The sequence below is a fragment of the Stenotrophomonas sp. As-7 genome, from assembly GCF_030291015.1.
Lineage (GTDB): Bacteria > Pseudomonadota > Gammaproteobacteria > Xanthomonadales > Xanthomonadaceae > Stenotrophomonas > Stenotrophomonas lactitubi.
Map to the genome: position 1 here is coordinate 4082860 of NZ_CP127405.1, position 16390 is coordinate 4099249.

Annotated in this window: 13 protein-coding genes; 2 read left to right on the forward strand and 11 right to left on the reverse strand. The window is 66.2% G+C overall.

All coding sequences use genetic code 11. The annotated features are described in order from the left end of the window. Position 1: 1 nt before the first annotated feature. Together smeE and smeD are read right to left on the reverse strand one after the other, a co-directional pair. Positions 2 to 3127, reverse strand: a complete 3126-nt coding sequence (gene smeE, locus QP457_RS18615) for a multidrug efflux RND transporter permease subunit SmeE (RefSeq protein WP_032976546.1) — start codon at positions 3125 to 3127, stop codon at positions 2 to 4. 12 nt (positions 3128 to 3139) lie between these two features. Continuing rightward, entirely contained in the window at positions 3140 to 4321 is a 1182-nt protein-coding gene (gene smeD, locus QP457_RS18620) for a multidrug efflux RND transporter periplasmic adaptor subunit SmeD (protein WP_099820612.1), read from the reverse strand. A gap of 227 nt (positions 4322 to 4548) precedes the next feature. Here smeD and smeT point away from each other — a divergent pair, with 227 nt between their 5' ends. Continuing rightward, positions 4549 to 5208, forward strand: a complete 660-nt coding sequence (smeT, locus tag QP457_RS18625) for an efflux transporter SmeDEF transcriptional repressor SmeT (RefSeq protein ID WP_180165584.1) — start codon at positions 4549 to 4551, stop codon at positions 5206 to 5208. 110 nt (positions 5209 to 5318) lie between these two features. Here smeT and hslU read toward each other — a convergent pair whose 3' ends face one another. From hslU to QP457_RS18665, 8 genes are all read right to left on the reverse strand, one after another. Further along, entirely contained in the window at positions 5319 to 6698 is a 1380-nt protein-coding gene (gene hslU, locus QP457_RS18630; protein WP_205405501.1) for an ATP-dependent protease ATPase subunit HslU, read from the reverse strand. A gap of 76 nt (positions 6699 to 6774) precedes the next feature. Next, on the reverse strand, positions 6775 to 7326 hold the full coding sequence (gene hslV, locus QP457_RS18635; protein ID WP_025877284.1) for an ATP-dependent protease subunit HslV: 552 nt from the start codon (positions 7324 to 7326) through the stop codon (positions 6775 to 6777). A gap of 85 nt (positions 7327 to 7411) precedes the next feature. Continuing rightward, on the reverse strand, positions 7412 to 8308 hold the full coding sequence (gene xerC, locus QP457_RS18640; RefSeq protein ID WP_205405502.1) for a tyrosine recombinase XerC: 897 nt from the start codon (positions 8306 to 8308) through the stop codon (positions 7412 to 7414). Between the two features lie 16 nt (positions 8309 to 8324). Then, positions 8325 to 8999: a DUF484 family protein gene (locus QP457_RS18645; protein ID WP_025877290.1), complete on the reverse strand. Its 675-nt coding sequence runs from the start codon at positions 8997 to 8999 to the stop codon at positions 8325 to 8327. Then, on the reverse strand, positions 8996 to 9847 hold the full coding sequence (dapF, locus tag QP457_RS18650) for a diaminopimelate epimerase (RefSeq protein WP_205405503.1): 852 nt from the start codon (positions 9845 to 9847) through the stop codon (positions 8996 to 8998). The genes QP457_RS18645 and dapF overlap by 4 nt, the downstream gene beginning before the upstream one ends. After that, positions 9840 to 10079, reverse strand: coding sequence for a lipoprotein (locus QP457_RS18655; protein WP_100553596.1), 240 nt, complete (start codon positions 10077 to 10079; stop codon positions 9840 to 9842). The genes dapF and QP457_RS18655 overlap by 8 nt, the downstream gene beginning before the upstream one ends. 129 nt (positions 10080 to 10208) lie before the next feature. Continuing rightward, positions 10209 to 10631 (reverse strand): YbaN family protein, encoded by a 423-nt coding sequence (locus tag QP457_RS18660; RefSeq protein WP_180165578.1) that lies wholly within the window; start codon positions 10629 to 10631, stop codon positions 10209 to 10211. Positions 10632 to 10687: 56 nt separating this feature from the next. Beyond that, the gene (locus QP457_RS18665) at positions 10688 to 12820 is read right to left on the reverse strand and encodes a S9 family peptidase (protein WP_205405504.1); all 2133 of its coding nucleotides are present in this window, start codon (positions 12818 to 12820) and stop codon (positions 10688 to 10690) included. Between the two features lie 201 nt (positions 12821 to 13021). On the opposite strand from QP457_RS18665, the gene QP457_RS18670 reads away from it, so the two are divergent. Then, the gene (locus QP457_RS18670) at positions 13022 to 14215 is read left to right on the forward strand and encodes a pyridoxal phosphate-dependent aminotransferase (RefSeq protein WP_205405505.1); all 1194 of its coding nucleotides are present in this window, start codon (positions 13022 to 13024) and stop codon (positions 14213 to 14215) included. 73 nt (positions 14216 to 14288) lie between these two features. Here QP457_RS18670 and QP457_RS18675 read toward each other — a convergent pair whose 3' ends face one another. Beyond that, a complete protein-coding gene (locus QP457_RS18675; RefSeq protein WP_099820605.1) occupies positions 14289 to 16385 on the reverse strand; it encodes a prolyl oligopeptidase family serine peptidase in 2097 nt (698 codons plus the stop codon). Between the last annotated feature and the right edge of the window lie 5 nt (positions 16386 to 16390).

Here is a 16390-nt window from a genome sequence, read left to right on the forward strand (position 1 = left end):
ATCACTCGGTGGCGTTGCGCTTCTTGAACACGCGCTGCACCACGACGAAGAACAGCGGTACGAAGAACACGCCGAGCACGGTGCCGACCACCATGCCGCCGAGCACGCCGGTGCCGATCGCCTGCTTGGCGCCGGAGCCGGCACCGCTGGAGATCGCCAGCGGCAGCACGCCCATGCCGAAGGCCAGCGAGGTCATGATGATCGGGCGCAGACGGTCGCGCACTGCATGCATCGTCGCTTCGATCAGCCCTGCGCCCTTCTCAAGATGCTCCTTGGCGAACTCGACGATCAGGATCGCGTTCTTGCTGGTCAGGCCCACCGTGGTCAGCATCGCCACCTGGAAATAGATGTCGCGCTCCATGCCGCGGAAGGTATTGGCCAGCACCGCACCGAGGATGCCCAGCGGCGCCACCAGCAGCACCGAGGTCGGCACGCTCCAGCTTTCGTACAACGCAGCAAGGCACAGGAACACGATCATCAGCGACAGCGTGTACAGCAGCGGCGTCTGCGAGCCCGCCTGGCGTTCCTGGTAGGACATCGCCGTCCACTCGACGCCGAAGCCCGCCGGCAACTGCTTGGCCAGCTGTTCGATCTCGGCCATGGCATCACCGGAGGCCACGCCCGGGGCCGGTTCGCCCTGGATTTCGGTGGCCGACACGCCGTTGTAGCGTTCCAGGCGCGGCGAACCGTAATCCCAATGCTTGCTGGCGAAGGCGCTGAACGGAACCATCTCGCCCTTGTCGTTCTTCACCGACCAGAGATCGAAGTCCTCCGGCACCATGCGGAACGGCTGGTCAGCCTGCACGAACACGCGCTTGACGCGGCCGCGATCGATGAAGTCATCGATGTACGAGCTGCCCCACGCGGTGGCCAGGGTGGTGTTGACCTGGTCGATCGACAGGCCCAGCGAGCTGGCCTTGGCCACATCGATATCGATGCGGAACTGCGGGGTGTCTTCCTGGCCGTTCGGACGCACGTTGGCCAGCTTCTTGCTGCCGGCCGCCAAGCCAAGCAGCTGGTTGCGGGCCGCCAGCAGTGCCTCATGGCCCTGGCCGCTGTTGTCCTTCAGGAAGAAGGTGTAGCCCGAAGCCGTACCCAGCTCTGGAATGGCCGGCGGCGGGAAGGCAAAGATGAAGGCATCCTTGATCTGCCCCAGTGCAGCCATCGCACGTCCGGTGATCGGCATCACACCGTTGTCGGCGTCACGATCCTTCCAGTCCTTCAGCTTGACGAACGCCATGCCCGCGTTCTGGCCCATGCCGGCGAAGCTGAAGCCCTGCACCGAGAACACCGATTCGACGGCACCCTTCTCGTTTTCCATGAAGTGCTTTTCGAGCGCGGCGATCGATTCCAGCGTGCGCTCCTGGGTTGCGCCCACCGGCGCCTGCACCAGCGCCATCAGCACGCCCTGGTCTTCATTGGGCAGGAACGAGCTGGGCAGGCGCACGAACAGCACGCCCATCAGCAGGAACAGTGCGGCCACGATGCCCATGAACCGCCACGGGCGATGCAGGATGCCGCGCACGCCGCGCTGGTAGCTTTCGCTGGTACGGTCGAAGCCGCGGTTGAAGCCGTTGAAGAAGCGACCGGCAAAACCGCGGTGGGCGACATGGTGCTCGCCCTTCTTCAGCGGCTTGAGCATGGTCGCGCACAGCGCCGGGGTCAGCACGATCGCCACCAGTACCGACAACGCCATCGCCGACACGATCGTCGCCGAGAACTGCCGGTAGATCACACCGGTGGAGCCACTCATGAAGGCCATCGGCACGAACACCGCCGACAGCACCAGGCCGATACCCACCAGCGCACCGGTGATCTGGCTCATCGACTTGCGGGTGGCTTCCAGCGGCGACAGGCCCTCTTCGGACATGATGCGCTCGACGTTCTCCACCACCACGATGGCATCGTCCACCAGCAGGCCGATGGCCAGCACCATCGCGAACATGGTCAGCATGTTCACCGAGAAGCCCAGCACCGACAGCACGCCGAAGGTACCCAGCAGCACCACCGGCACGGCGATGGTCGGGATCAGGGTGGCGCGGAAGTTCTGCAGGAACAGGTACATCACCACGAACACCAGCACGATCGCTTCGAGCAGGGTCTGCACCACGCCCTTGATCGACACGCGCACGAACGGGGTGGTGTCGTACGGGATCTCGGCCTTCAGGCCGGCCGGGAAGAAGCCTTCCAGTTCCTTCAGGGTTTCATCGACACCGGCCGCGGTATCCAGCGCGTTGGCGCCGGTGGCCAGGGTGACCGCCAGGCCGCTGGCCGGCTGGCCGTTGTAGCGGGTGACGAAGTCGTACGACTCGGCGCCCAGCTCGACGCGGGCAACGTCGCCCAGGCGCAGTTCGGCACCGTCCTGCGCGCCGCGCACGATGATGTTGCGGAACTGTTCCGGGGTCTGCAGGCGCGACTGCGCGTTGATGGTGGCGTTGAGCTGCTGGCCCTTCACCGACGGCGCACCACCCAGCTGGCCGATGGCCACCTGCGCGTTCTGTGCCTTCACCGCGGCAACCACTTCCGGCACCGACATGCCGTAGGTGTGCAGCTTGTTCGGGTCCAGCCAGATGCGCATGGCGTACTTGCCACCGAACACCTGGATGTTGCCCACGCCCGGCACGCGGCTGAGACGGTCCACGACATTGGAGCCGACGTAGTCGGCGATGTCGTTGGCATCCATGCTGCCGTCTTCAGACACGAACGCGATGACGTTCAGGAAGCCCGAGCTGGACTTGGCCACGTTGATGCCCTGCCGCTGCACTTCCTGCGGCAGCAGTGGCATCGCCAGCTGCAGCTTGTTCTGCACCTGCACCTGGGCGATGTCGGGGTTGGTACCGCTCTCGAAGGTCAGGGTGATGGTGGCCTGGCCGTTGGACGAGCTGTTGGAGGAGAAGTAGATCAGGCCATCAAGGCCCTTCATGTTCTGCTCGATGATCTGCGTCACCGAGTCTTCGACCACCTTGGCCGAAGCACCCGGGTAGCTGGCGCTGATTTCCACCGCTGGCGGTGCGACGTTGGGGTACATCGAGATCGGCAGCTTGAACAGGGCCAGGCCGCCGGCGAGCATGATGATGATCGCGATGACCCACGCGAAGATGGGTCGATCGATGAAGAAACGTGCCATGGGGTTCTCCGCTTACTTCGCGCCTGCGGCCGCAGCTGCAGGTTGGGCGGCGGCCGGCTTGGCCGGGGCGGCGCCCTGTTCGGTGGCGTTCACGGGCATGCCCGGGCCGATCTTCTGCAGGCCTTCGACGATGACCTTGTCACCGGCCTTCAGACCGTCCTCAACCAGCCACTTGTCGCCGACGGTGCGGCTGACCTTGACCGGGCGCACTTCGACCTTGTTGTCCTTGCCGACCACCATCGCGCTGGTATCACCCTTCGGATCGCGGGCGATGCCCTGCATCGGCACCAGCACCGCGTCGCTGCGCACGCCGCCGCCGATCACCGCACGCACGTACATGCCCGGCATCAACAGGCCGTCGGGGTTGTCGACCTTGACCCGCAGCGCGAAGCTGCCGGTGGCCGGATCGACGCTGACTTCGGAGAACTCCAGCGTGCCCTTGTGTTCGAAGGTGCTGCCGTCTTCCATCAGGATGCTGACCGGCGTCTGCTGGTTGTCCTGCAGGCGGCCGGCGGCCAGTTCGCGGCGCAGCTGCAGCAGCTCGGCCGAGGACTGGGTGAGGTCGACGTAGATCGGGTCCAGCTGCTGCACGGTCGCCAGCGCAGTTGCCTGGCCGGCGCTGACCAGCGCGCCCTGGGTGACGCTGGACTTGCCGATGCGGCCGCTGATCGGCGCGGTGATGCGCGCATAACCGAGGGTCACGTTGGCGGCATCCAGTGATGCCTTGGCGGCGCCGACATCGGCCTCGGCCTGCTTCTGCGCGGCCACGGCGTTTTCCAGATCCTGCTGGCTGACCGCGTCGACCTTGGCCAGCTCGGTGATGCGCTTGGCGCTCAGGCGCGCCGCATTGGCGGTGGCTTCGGCGCGGGCCAGCTGTGCACGCGCACTGTTGGCCTGGGCGCGATAGCTGGCGTCCTCGATCTGGTACAGCGGCTCGCCGGCCTTGACCATCCCACCCTCGGTGAACAGCCGCTTGGCGACGATGCCGTTGACCTGCGGGCGCACTTCGGCCACCAGGAAGGCATTGGTGCGGCCCGGCAGCTCACGGGTCAGGCCGACGGTTTCGGACTTCAGCGTGACCACGCTGACCTGGCCCGGCCCCTGTTCGGGCGCCTGGGGTTGGCCGCCGCAGGCAGCGACGGTGGCAGCGATCGCCAGCGACAACGCGAAGGGTCGGATTCGGCTCAGCAACATGATGGGAATGGCTCTTGAAGGGAGGGATCTCAGCAGGCGCTGATACGACGGACCCTCCCCTTGCAGGAGCGGAGACCGCGCGGACAGCGCCCACCCGGGTGGAGTGGGAGCCAGGACAGGCCTGCCACGCACACGACGGGAATGATGGGAGGGAAATATACATACATGCGTGTTTGTTTGTAAACCGGTACAATTCAGCCACGTTTCACGCTAACTCGTACCCACTCATGGCCCGCAAGACCAAAGAGGACACCCAGGCGACCCGGGAAGGCATCCTGGACGCCGCCGAAACCTGCTTCCACGAGCATGGCGTCGCCCGCACCACGCTGGAGATGATCGGCGCCCGCGCCGGCTATACGCGCGGTGCGGTGTACTGGCACTTCAAGAACAAGGGCGAAGTGCTGGCGGCGATGATCGAACGGGTACACCTGCCTTTCATGCAGGAACTGGAGCGCACCTCCAGCGACCAGCGCGATACCCCGGTGCACGATCTGCGCGCGGTGATGATCCACTCGTTCATCGAGCTGTCCGAGGACGAGCGCCTGCGCAAGACCATGGAGATCATGCTGCGCAGCGATGCCTCGGCTGATACCAGGGTACTGACCGAACTGCAGCAGGCCGGCTTCCGCGATGCCCTCGACCGGATGGAACGCGCCCTGCGCCGTGCCCAGGACCTCGGCCAGCTGCGCGACGGCGCCGACCCGAAGATCGCAGCGCGCATGCTGCACGCCACCGTGCTCGGCGTACTGCATGGGGCGATGGTCGAGCCGGACCTGATGGACCTCAAGCGCGATGGCATGCTGGCGCTGGACATGACCCTGGCCGCCTACGTGAAGGAAGGCGTGTTCGTACCGGGTTCGGTACCGGAGCCGCTGCCGGAGCGGTAGATGCCGACCTTGGTCGGCGAGCCATTTGTATGCCGACCAAGGTCGGCTACTACCAGAGCAACGCACCTCAAAGAAAAGGCCGCCTTTCGGCGGCCTTTTCGCATTCCCGGTTACAGGATGTAACGGCTCAGGTCCGGGTCCTGCACCAGCTCACCCAGATGCGCATCGACATAGGCTCTGTCGATGGCCAGGGTTTCACCATCGCGGTCCGGTGCTTCGTAGCTGAGCGAATCCAGCAGTCGCTCCAGCACGGTGTGCAGACGGCGCGCACCGATGTTCTCCTGGCGCTCGTTCACCTGGAACGCGATCTCGGCCAGGCGATCGATGGCATCGGTGGTGAAGCTGACCTTGACGCCTTCGGTGGCCAGCAGCGCTTCGTACTGCTTGGTCAGCGCAGCCTTCGGTTCAGTCAGGATGCGCACGAAATCGGCCTTGCTCAGCGCACCCAGCTCCACGCGGATCGGGAAGCGGCCCTGCAGCTCGGGGATCAGGTCGCTGGGCTTGGCCAGGTGGAAGGCGCCCGATGCGATGAACAGGATGTGGTCGGTCTTGATCGTGCCGTACTTGGTGGACACGTTGGACCCTTCCACCAGCGGCAGCAGATCGCGCTGCACGCCTTCGCGCGAGACATCACCGCCAGACGAGCCTGCATCACCCCGCTTGGCGACCTTGTCGATCTCGTCGATGAACACGATGCCGTGCTGTTCGCAGGCTTCGATCGCGGCGGTGCGGATATCGTCCTCGTTGACCAGCTTGCCGGCTTCTTCTTCCTGCAGCAGCGGGCGCGCGGCCTTGATGGTCAGCGTACGCTTGTGCGCCTTGGCGCCACCGCCGAGGTTGGCGAACATCGACTTCAGCTGCTGGCCCATTTCCTCCATGCCCGGCGGGGTCATGATGTCCATGCTGACGTTGGCGGTCAGGTCCAGCTCGATCTCGCGATCGTCCAGCTCGCCGTTGCGCAGCATCTTGCGGAACTTGATGCGGGTCTCGTTGTCCTGGGCCGACGGTTCGTTGCGCGCCGCCTCCGGGTCGAAGCCGATGCCACCGCTGCGGCGCGGCAGCAGCGCATCGAGGATGCGGTCTTCGGCGCGCTCTTCGGCCTGCGTGCGCACGCGCACCTTGGCCTGCTCGCGGTACAGCTTGACGGCGGTATCGGCGAGGTCGCGGATGATCTGCTCAACGTCCTTGCCGACGTAGCCGACTTCGGTGAAGCGGGTCGCTTCGACCTTGACGAACGGCGCGTTGGCCAGCGTGGCCAGGCGGCGCGCGATCTCGGTCTTGCCGACGCCGGTCGGGCCGATCATCAGGATGTTCTTGGGCATGACCTCGTTGCGCAGCTCGGGCTGCAGCTGCATGCGGCGCCAGCGGTTGCGCAGGGCGATGGCGACTGCGCGCTTGGCGTCATGCTGGCCGACGATGTGCCGGTCCAGTTCCTGCACGATCTCGCGCGGGGTCATGGTGGCGGAGGAAACTTCGATCTTGTGCGGCATGGGTGTGCTCACGAATTCGTTGTCGGTAGCGCCGGGCCATGCCCGGCGGATCGGGAATGCCTGTGACGGTTCCCCGTCACAGCTCCTCGACCACCACGTTGCGGTTGGTGTAGATGCAGATGTCGCCGGCGATGTTGATCGCTTCACTGGCGATGGTGCGTGCGTCCAGTTCGGTGTGCGCCATCAGCGCGCGTGCAGCGGACAGTGCATACGAACCACCGGAACCGATGGCGATGATGCCGTCCTCCGGCTCGATCACATCGCCGGTGCCGCTGATGATCAGCGAGGTTTCCTTGTCGGCCACGGCCAGCAGGGCTTCAAGCTTGCCGAGGCGACGCTCGGTGCGCCAATCCTTGGCCAGTTCCACCGCAGCGCGCTGCAGCTGGCCGTGTTTTTCCAGCTTGGCTTCGAACAGCTCGAACAGGGTGAAGGCATCGGCGGCGGCACCGGCGAAGCCGGCCAGCACCTGCCCATCGCGGCCGAGGCGGCGGACCTTGCGTGCGTTGCCCTTCATCACCGTGTGGCCGAGGGTGACCTGGCCGTCGCCGGCAATGGCCACGTGCTCGCCGCGACGAACGCAGACGATGGTGGTGGCGTGGAAAACGGTGGGATTCTGACTGGGGTCCATGATGCCTCCGGGGTGACAGAACCAGAGGTGGGGACTGCCCTGCGCCCTTCAAGCCACCCGCGACCGGCTGCCGCAGGGGCAGCGTTCAGCTTTGTTCGCCGCTGCCGGTGTCACTGCGGCGCTTCGCGCGCGGATGCGCCGCATCGTAGACCTTGGCCAGGTGCTGGAAATCCAGGTGCGTGTAGATCTGCGTGGTGGCGATGTCGGCATGGCCGAGCAGTTCCTGCACACCGCGCAGGTCGCCGGAGGATTCCAGGATGTGGCTGGCGAAACTGTGCCGCAGCATGTGCGGGTGTACGTGCTTGAACAGGCCTTGGCGCTGCGCCAGCTGGCGGATGCGGATCTGCACCGCACGCTGGCTGATCGGCCCGTTGCGGCCGGGAAAAACCGGTGTAGTGGCACCGCCGCCGCTTTCGCTGCGCCAGGTCAACAGCGCCTCGCGTGCCGGCTTTCCGAAGGGAACGCGACGTTGCCGGTTGCCCTTGCCCATCACGTTGACCAGGCCACTGGCGAAATCCAGGTCGCGCCAGGTCAGCGCGCAGACTTCGCTCAAGCGCAGGCCGGAGGAATAGAACAGTTCCAGCAGCGCGCGGTCACGACGACCCAACTCGCCTTCCGGTTCCAGTTCAACCAGCTGCACGGCTTCGTCGGCGTCGAGTACCTGCGGCAATCGTCTCGGTGCGCGCGGTGCCTTCAGCGTCGCTGCGGGGCTGGCCTCGATACGGCCATGCTTGAGCAGCCAGGCGTAGAAGCTGCGGCAGGCCGACAGCCTGCGCTGCAGGCTCTTGGCCGACAGGCCACGGCGGTGTTCGTCGGCAACGAACTGGCGCACCGCGTCGATATCCAGCGCCTCCACGGCCACGCCGCGGGGTTCGGCCCACACCGACAATGCGTCCAGGTCACGGCGGTAGGCATCGAGCGTATGCGCCGACATCCGCCGCTCCACCTGCAGGTGCTGCAGGAACGCCTGCACCGCGCTCATCGTCGTCGTTTCCCGCTCAATCCGCGAAGCGCTTGAGCCCGGTCACCAGCGCCTCGCCCATCATCCGCAGGAACAGCGTGCCCATGCCGGGATAGAAACGGTTCGGATCATGGCTGCCCACCGCGATCAGGCCAACGCCCGGCAACGGCAGCAGCGCGGTGGTCTGCACTTCCTCGCTGCGCGCGCCGTACAGCACCGCGTTCTTGTCGCTGTGCAGGCGGCCACAGATCGGCTCGCCATCCTTCAGGCAATCGCGGAACGGGCCCAGCTGCGCATCATCGGCAGCCAGCACCTGCAGCCACTCGGCCTGCTCCAGCCCGGCCACCGGCGCATGCACCACCAGCCGCACCAGATCGCCGGCGAAGTCTTCCTGCAGCGACGCCGCCATCGCGCGCAGCGTGTCGGCGGCGTTGTCCTGCTTCATCAGGGCCAGGGTGAGCTGATGCGTGCGCACCGCCAGCCGCTCGTTGACCTGCGCGGTCGCGCCCAGGTCGGCCAACCGTCGCGCCAGCTCGCGGTTCTTCTCGCGCAGCACTTCCAGCTGGTAGCTGGCCAGCGATGCGGTCGGGCCGTCATCGCGTGGCACCACCAGGGTCAGCGCCAGGTCCGGGAACTGCTTGAGGAAGCCCGGATGACGCCGCAACCAGGCGGCGACTTCATGGGCACCGAGCTTGTCGACGGTCTCAGTCATGCGATCCACTCCCCTTCGAAGACGAATGCGGTCGGGCCCGCCATCACCACAGGCTGGCCATCGCCCGGCCACTGGATGCGCAGGTCGCCACCGGGCAGGCTGATGCGCGCATCGCGCTGCAGGCGGCCGCGATGCATCAGGGTCACCGCAGCCGCGCAGGCGCCACTGCCGCAGGCCAGGGTTTCACCCACGCCGCGCTCGAACACGCGCAGGCGCACATGTTCCGGGCCCATCACCTGCGCGAAGCCCACGTTCACCGACTTCGGGAACGAGGCATGCTGCTGCAGCAGTCCGCCCACGCGCTCGACCGGTGCGGCGTCGACCAGGCCCACCTCGATCACCGCGTGCGGATTGCCCATCGACACCGCCGCGAAGCGCACGGTCTCACCCTGCAGTGGCAGCAGGTATTCCTCGCGCGGGTGGGCGAAGCCGATCAGCGGCACCTGCGCCGGTTCGAACAGCGGCACGCCCATTGCCACCGCGTACTGGCCATCGCCGAGGACTTCCACGGCGTGGCTGGCCAGCGGGCTGTCGATCACGAAGCGATCACCCTGCGCACTGCCCTCGCGCACCAGCCAGGCCGCGACGCAGCGCGCGCCGTTGCCGCACTGCTCGGAATTGGAACCATCGGCGTTCCAGATGCGGTACGAGGCGACCGAGCCTTCGGCGCGCGGCGGCTCGATGGTCAGGATCTGATCGCAGCCGACGCCGGTATGGCGGTCGGCCAGGCGTGCGGCCAGTTCCGGGGTGGGCGGCGGGGTGCCGTCGCGCAGGTCGATCACTACGAAATCGTTGCCCGCGCCGTGCATCTTGCTGAAGCGCAGGCCATTGCTACCGGCCTTACTCATTCCCGTCGTCCACCTTCTTGGCCGGGTCCGGGGTTACCGACGGACTGCCGTCACCGGTGCTCTGGGTGGCAGCGGGCGTGGTGTCGGCATCAGCGGCCGGTTCGACGGTTTCTTCCACCGGCACCGGCTTCTGCGGCAGCACCAGCGGGCCCTTGTTGCCGCATGCGGCGAGGAACAGCAGCGAGGCCGCTGCCAGCGGAATCAGGATGACATTGCGATGGGGGATGTTCATGCCCCGAGTATAGCCATTGGCGGCTGAGCGGTTGGTGCAGGGTGCCGCGCCACGCATCCGCCGGGCATGGCCCGGCGCTACCGCAATCCGGCACCCGTGGTAGCGCCGGGCCATGCCCGGCGGGAGAGATCAATCGGCCGGCGGCAGCGGCCGGGTCCACAGCCAGATCGCCACCACGGTCATGCTGCCGATGGAGAACCACTTCACCCAGGCCACCGGCACACACCACAGCATGATGCCGGCACACACGGCCATGGTGATCGTGGCCATCCATTTGCCGTAGCGGCTGACCGCACCATGTGCCTGCCAGTTGGCGATGGCCGGGCCGAAGCGCGGGTGCTGCAGCAGCCAGCCGTGCAGGCGCTCGGAGCCGCGCGAGGCGGCCCAGGCCGAGATCAGGATGAATACGGTGGTCGGCAGCCCCGGCACGAAGATGCCGACGATGCCGGTGCCCAGGCTGGCATAGGCCAGCAGCCACCACGCCCAACGGAACCGCACCGGCCGGGTGGGCGCAGGCAGATCCTGGGTGGCGGGCGGTTCGGGCAGATTCATCGCGCAAGGATACCCAGCGCAGGTGGCGGCGGCGATATCACCGCCGCCACGATGCGTCATTCCGTCGCAGCGCCGGCAGCCGGCGTTTCGATGCCCAGCTGCTGCAGCACGAACGCATACGACTCGGACAGTTCGCGGTAACGCTGGAAGCGCCCGGACTTGCCGCCGTGGCCGGCTTCCATGTTGGTGCGGAACAGGATCGGGAAGTGGCCGGTGTTGTCATCACGCAGCTTGGCCACCCACTTGGCCGGCTCCCAGTACTGCACCTGCGAATCCCACAGGCCGGTACCCACGAACAGCGACGGATAGGCCTGCTTTTTCACGTTGTCGTAGGGCGAGTAGGACAGCATGTACTCGTAGTACGGCTTCTGCTCGGGGTTGCCCCACTCGTCGTACTCGTTGGTGGTCAGCGGGATGGTCGGGTCGAGCATGGTGGTGACCACGTCCACGAACGGCACCTGCGCCACCAGTACACGGTAGTCCTGCGGCGCCTGGTTGGCGATGGCGCCCATCAGCAGGCCACCGGCGCTGCCACCGGAGGCGGCGACACGATCCTTCGCCGCCCAGCCCTGTGCCACCAGGCCACGGGTGACGTCGATGAAGTCGTTGAAGGTATTCTGCTTGTGCAGCAGCTTGCCGTTCTCGTACCAGTCGCGGCCCATTTCCTGGCCGCCACGGATGTGGGCGATGGCATACACCACGCCACGATCGAGCAGGCTCACCGCGGTCTGGTTGAAGTACGGGTCCATCGACATGCCGTAGCTGCCGTAGGCGTACTGGAACAGCGCGCCGGTGCCGTCCTTCTTGTAGCCCTTGCGATAGACCAGCGACACCGGCACCTTCACCCCGTCGCGCGCGGTGATCCACACCCGGTCGGTCTCGTACTTCGAGGCGTCATAGCCGATCACCGGCTGCTGCTTCAGCTGGCGACGCTCGCCGTTGGTGGTGTTCAGTTCGTACACCGTGGTCGGCGTGGTCATCGACGTGTAGACGTAGCGCAGCCACGTGGTGTCAGCCTCGGTGTTGTCGCCCAGGCCCATCGAATAGGCCGGTTCGTCAGCCTTCACGTAGTCGCTGCGACCGTCCTTGAACAGCAGGCGGATGCGCTCCAGGCCTTCGGAACGTTCGGCGATGGCGGTGTAGGTATCGAACAGTTCGAAGCCTTCGATGAACACCGTATCGTCGTGGGCGATCCAGTCCTTCCACTGCGCGCGCGAGGTGGCGTCGGTCGGTGCGGTCACCAGCTTGAAGTTCTTCGCACCATCGTTGGTGCGGATCACCCAGCGGCCATCGTAGTGGTCGGCGTCGTACTCCACGTCGCGCTGGCGCGGGGCGAGCACGGTGAACGTGGTCGGGTCGCTGGCCGGCGCGTAGCGCTCTTCGGAGGACACGGTGCTGTGCACGCCGATGGTGATGAAGCGATCGTCGCGGGTGCGGCCGATGCCCATGTAGAAGCTGTCGTCCTTTTCTTCGTAGACGACGGTGTCGGCGCTGACCGGGGTGCCCAGCACGTGCTTCTTCACCCGTACGGTCAGAAGGGTTTCCGGATCGTTCTCGACGTACAGCACGGTGCGGTTGTCATCGGCCCAGACCAGGTCGCCGGAGGTGCCGGTGATCGTGTCCGGCAGCACCGCGCCGGTGCGCAGGTCCTTGAAGCGGATGACGTACTGGCGGCGGCCCACGTCATCATCGGCCCAGGCCAGCAGCTGGTTGTCCTGGCTGACCTCCATCGAGCCGACGCTGAAATAGCCCTTGCCGGCAGCCATCGTGTTGACGTTGAGCAGGACTTCCTCCGGTGCGTCCATGCTGGCCTTGCGGCGCGCATGGATGGGATAGTCCTGGCCGGTTTCGTAGCGGCTGTAGTACCAGTAGCCGCGCTCGCGCGCCGGCACACTGGCATCGTCCTGCTTGATGCGGCCGACGATCTCGCCGTAAAGCGCATCCTCCAGCGGCTTCAGCGGTGCCAGCAGCTGGTCGGCGTAGGCGTTCTCGGCCTGCAGGTAGGCCAGCATGGCCTTGTCCTCGCGCTTGTCGTCGCGCAGCCAGTAATAGTCATCGTTGCGGGTCGCGCCGAACGGCGCCTTGACCACGTGCGGACGCTTCTCAACATCCGGCGGAACGGGCGGGGTGGCGGCGGTAGCGGTGCTGGTCATCAGGCTCGCAAGCAACAGGCAGAGAGTGGATTTCATGAAATAAGGCTCCTTGATCGGCAATGCAATGGCGTCCTTGCGCCTGAGTCTGGGTTGCAGGGGGGCTGCGGGCAACCCTGCGGATCGTCATGGTGCGCGCCGGTAGTGCCGGCCGCTGGCCGGCAACCTCGGGATAAACAGCCCCATGCGGTTGCCGGCCAGCGGCCGGCACTACCTGGACCGGCGGCGTACCATGTGGGCATGAGTACCCTGCCCCACACGCCGGGCTACAGCCGGCGCAGCCACGAAATCGCTCCCTTCCATGTGATGTCCCTGCTGGCCCGCGCGCAGGCGCTGGAACAGGCCGGTCACGATGTGATCCATCTGGAGATCGGCGAACCGGACTTCACCACTGCCGAGCCGGTCGTGCGTGCCGGCCAGGCGGCGCTGACCGCCGGCCACACCCGCTACACCGCCGCACGCGGCCTGCCTGCCCTGCGCCAGGCGATCAGCGCCTTCTATCGCAGCCACTACGGCCTGGACATCGACCCCGAACGCATCCTGGTCACGCCGGGCGGCTCCGGCGCGCTGCTGCTGGCCAGCAGCCTGCTGGTCGACCCGGGCCGCCACTGGTTGCTGGCCGATCCCGGCTATCCGTGCAACCGCCACTTCCTGCGACTGGTGGAAGGCGGTGCGCAACTGGTACCGGTGGGCCCCGAAACGGCCTACCAGCTGACCCCTTCGCTGGTGCAGCAGCACTGGAACGGCGACAGCGTCGGCGCGCTGGTGGCATCACCGGCCAATCCCACCGGCACCGTGCTGTCCGCCGATGAACTGGCGGCACTGTCGGCGTCGCTGCATGCGCGCGGCGGCCACCTGGTGGTCGACGAGATCTATCACGGCCTGACCTATGGCCTGGATGCAGCGAGCGTGCTGCAGGTGGACGACAGCGCGTTCGTGCTGAACAGCTTCTCCAAATACTTCGGCATGACCGGCTGGCGACTGGGTTGGCTGGTAGCGCCGCCGGCGGCAGTACCCGACCTGGAGAAGCTGGCGCAGAACCTGTACATCAGCGCATCGAGCATCGCCCAGCATGCAGCCCTTGCCTGTTTCAGCGAAGAGGCGATGGCGATCTTCGAACAGCGCCGCCAGGCCTTCCAGCAGCGCCGCGACTTCCTGCTGCCGGCATTGCGCGAACTGGGCTTCCGCATCGAAGTGGAGCCGCAGGGTGCGTTCTACCTGTACGCCGACGTCAGCGCGTTCACCGATGACGCGCAGGCGTTCTGTGCGCATTTCCTGGAGACCGAGCACGTGGCATTCACCCCGGGCCTGGATTTCGGCTTCCATCGCTCGAACCAGCACGTGCGCCTGGCCTATACCCAGGAAGTGCCGCGGTTGCAGGACGCGGTGGACCGTATCGCGCGTGGGTTGAAAAGCTGGGGCGGGTCGCGCTGACGGCATTGCCGGCCAGCGGCCGGCACTACCCATGAAAAAAAAACGCCGCCCGAGGGCGGCGTTTTTCATTTCATCATTTACCGCCCAACCGCTCCCACAGGAAGCTGTAGGCCAGTGCCGACATGTGCGCGGCCTGCGCGTTGTTGGCCGCACCGCCATGACCGCCTTCGATGTTCTCGTAGTAGGTCACGTCCTTGCCGGCATCGATCATCTTCGCGGCCATCTTGCGGGCGTGGCCCGGATGTACGCGGTCATCGCGGGTGGAGGTGGTGAACAGCACCGGCGGGTAGCTCTTCTTCGCGTCGAACAGGTGGTACGGCGAGAAGGTCTTGATGAACTCCCAGTCACTGGTGTCCGGGTTGCCGTACTCGGCCATCCACGAAGCACCGGCCAGCAGGTGGCTGTAGCGCTTCATGTCCAGCAGCGGAACCTGCACCACCACCGCACCGAACAGCTCCGGGTACTGGGTCAGCATGTTGCCGGTGAGCAGGCCACCGTTGCTGCCGCCCTGCACGCCCAGGTGCTTGGCCGAGGTGATCTTGCGGGTGACCAGGTCCTGGGCAACCGCGGCCATGTCTTCATAGGCCTTGTGGCGGTTCTGCTTCAGCGCCGCCTGGTGCCAGCGCGGGCCGTACTCGCCACCACCGCGGATGTTGGCGACCACGTACACGCCGCCCTTCTCCAGCCAGGCGCGGCCCATGCCACCGGAATACGACGGGGTCAGCGAGATCTCGAAGCCACCGTAGCCGTACAGCAGGGTCGGGTTGGAGCCGTCGAGCTTCATCGCCTTGTCGTGCACCACGAAGTACGGCACGCGGGTGCCGTCCTTGCTGGTGGCGAAGTGCTGTTCGATGACCTTGCCGTCGGCATCGAAGAACGCCGGCATGGTCTTCAGCACTTCCGGCGCCTTGCCGATGTCGGCGATGGCCAGGGTGGTCGGGGTCAGGTAGTCGGTGGCGGTCAGCCACACTGCATCGCTGTCATTGCTGTCGACCGCACTGACGCCGAGGGTGCCGAAGGCCGGCGCGCCGACGAAGTCGCTCTTCTGCCAGCCCTTGGCGGTCGGGGTCAGCACCGACAGGCGGTTCTTGACGTCGTCCAGCACGTTCAGCACCAGGTGGTTCCTGGTCCACGAGGCGCTGGCCAGCGAGGTGGTCGCGGTCGGGGTGAACAGCACCTCGAAGTCGCGCTTGCCAGCCAGGAAATCATCCAGCTTGGTCACCAGCAGTGCGCCGGAGGCGTAGGTCTTGCCACCCACGGTCCACGGATCGCGCAGTTCCAGGGTCAGCCACTGCTTGTGCAGGCCCTTCTCGGCCGAGTTCGGCGCATCGATCCGGGTCAGCTTGCCATCGTCGCCGCGCAGGTAGATCTCGTTGTTGTAGAAGGCCAGCGTGCGGCTGACCAGGTTGCGCTCGAAGCCCGGGGTGTCATCGTGCATCGCCGCGATGTACATGTCTTCCGGCTTGCCTTCATACACCACGCTGGCCGCGGACATCGGCGTGCCACGCTTCCACAGCTTGGCCACGCGCGGGTAACCGGAGGTGGTCATCGAACCGCTGCCGAAGTCGGTGTAGACGAACACGGTGTCGCGGTCGATCCAGCTCAGGCCGCCCTTCGATTCGGGACGGAAGAAGCCGTCCTTGATCCAGCTCTTGCTGGCCAGGTCGAATTCGCGGGTGACATCGGCGTCGGCACCGCCGCGCGACAGCGCGATCAGGCAGCGGCTGTAGTCCGGACGCAGGCAGTCGGCGCCGTGCCAGACCCAGTTTTCGTTCTCGGCCTTGTTCAGCGCATCCAGGTCGAGCACGGTCTCCCAGGTCGGCGAGGCCTTGCGGTACTCGGCCAGGGTGGTGCGGCGCCACAGGCCGCGCTCGTGCTGCTTGTCCTTCCAGAAGTTGTAGTAGTAGTCGCCGATCTTCTGCACGCCGGGAATCTTGGCGTCCGAGTCGAGCACCTCGCGGATGCTGGTCTCCATCTGCTTGAAGGCCGGGGTCTGCGCCAGGCGCGCCTCGGACTTGGCGTTCTGTTCCTTGACCCAGGACAACGGCTTGTCGCCGGTGACGTCCTCCAGCCAGGCGTAACGGTCGGTGTCTTCAGCGGCCACGGCGGTACCCACCGAGGCAGCGGTCATCATGCCGGCCAGCAGGCAGGCGGAAGCGAATCGTGACATTGCAG